1 protein-coding gene is annotated in these 1,224 nt (G+C 72.1%); it reads right to left on the bottom strand.

Features of this window, described 5'->3' with window-relative positions; genetic code table 11:
• The coding region (locus D588_RS0114335; protein ID WP_017916474.1) for a sigma-54 dependent transcriptional regulator at positions 1–1,062 on the bottom strand (1,062 nt) is incomplete at its 3' end.
• Positions 1,063–1,224: the final 162 nt, after the last annotated feature.

The raw sequence follows: 1,224 nt of genomic DNA, 5'->3' as shown, positions 1-1,224 counted from the left end.
GCGCGCCCGCCGGTAGCGGGTGCAGGCGGCGGCCAGGTAATGCCGCGCCAGCGGCAGGATGTCGGCGCCGCGCTCGCGCAGCGGCGGCACGCGCACCTGGAAGGTGTTGAGCCGGTACAGCAGGTCCTGGCGGAAGCGGCCGGCCGCCACGTCCGCCTCCAGATCGGCATTGGTCGCCGCGACGATGCGCACGTCCACCCGTTGCGTGCGCGAGGAGCCGAGCCGCTCGAACTCGCCGTCCTCGATCGCGCGCAGCAGCTTGGGCTGCTGCTGCAGCGGCAGGTTGCCGATCTCGTCCAGGAACAGGGTGCCGCCATCGGCCAGTTCGAAACGGCCGGCGCGATCCTGGCGCGCGTCGGTGTAGGCGCCGCGCACGTGACCGAACAGTTCGGCCTCGAACAGGGTCGGCGCCAGGCCGCCGATGTTGACCTTGACGAAGGCCTGCGTGCGACGCGGCGACCACTGGTGCAGCAACTGCGCCAGCAGGCTCTTGCCGGTGCCGTTCTCGCCCAGCAGCAGCACGTTGGCGCCGCTGCCGGCGATGCGCAGCAGATCCTCGACCAGCCGCTGCATCGGTGCCGATTCGGCGACGAAACCAATGGCGCCATCCTGCAGCAACAGTGCCTGCGCCTCGCCGAGCCGTTGCGCGGCACGGCGGCTGCGGTCCAGTGCGATGCGGCTCTCCAGCACCGCCAGGACCCGCGCGTTCTGCCAGGGCTTCTCGATGAAATCCACCGCGCCCTCGCGCATCGCCGCCACCGCCAGTTCGATGCTGGCCCAGGCGGTCATCGCGATCACCGGCAGTCCCGGCCATTGCGCGGCGATCTGCGCGATCAAGGCCAGGCCTTCGGCGCCGGAGGTGGTGTCGCGGGCGTAGTTCATGTCCACCAGCACCGCGGCGAACGCATCGCCGCGCAGGCAGGCCAGCGCCAGCTCCGGCGATTCGGCACCGACCATGCCGTAGCCGGCGCTCTTGAGCAGCATGCGCAAGGCCTCGCGCACGTCGGCCTGGTCGTCGACGACGAGGATGCGCGGCAGCGGCGGTGTGCGGTTGTCAGTCATGGCGCAGAGTCTAGCGGCCGGGCGTGGCGGACAGGCGCCACGGCGCCTGTGGTGGCGTACCCGCATCGGAACGCAAAGCGCATCATTCGGCGCGCAAGGCCTGCATCGGCGGCACCCGCGCCGCGCGCCGTGCCGGCGCCAGCGCGGCGAGCAGGCCGGCCG

The organism is Xanthomonas sp. SHU 308, assembly GCF_000364645.1.
In the GTDB taxonomy this organism is placed as follows: Bacteria; Pseudomonadota; Gammaproteobacteria; order Xanthomonadales; family Xanthomonadaceae; genus Xanthomonas_A; species Xanthomonas_A sontii.
This window is presented reverse-complemented; position numbering and strand designations above follow the sequence as displayed.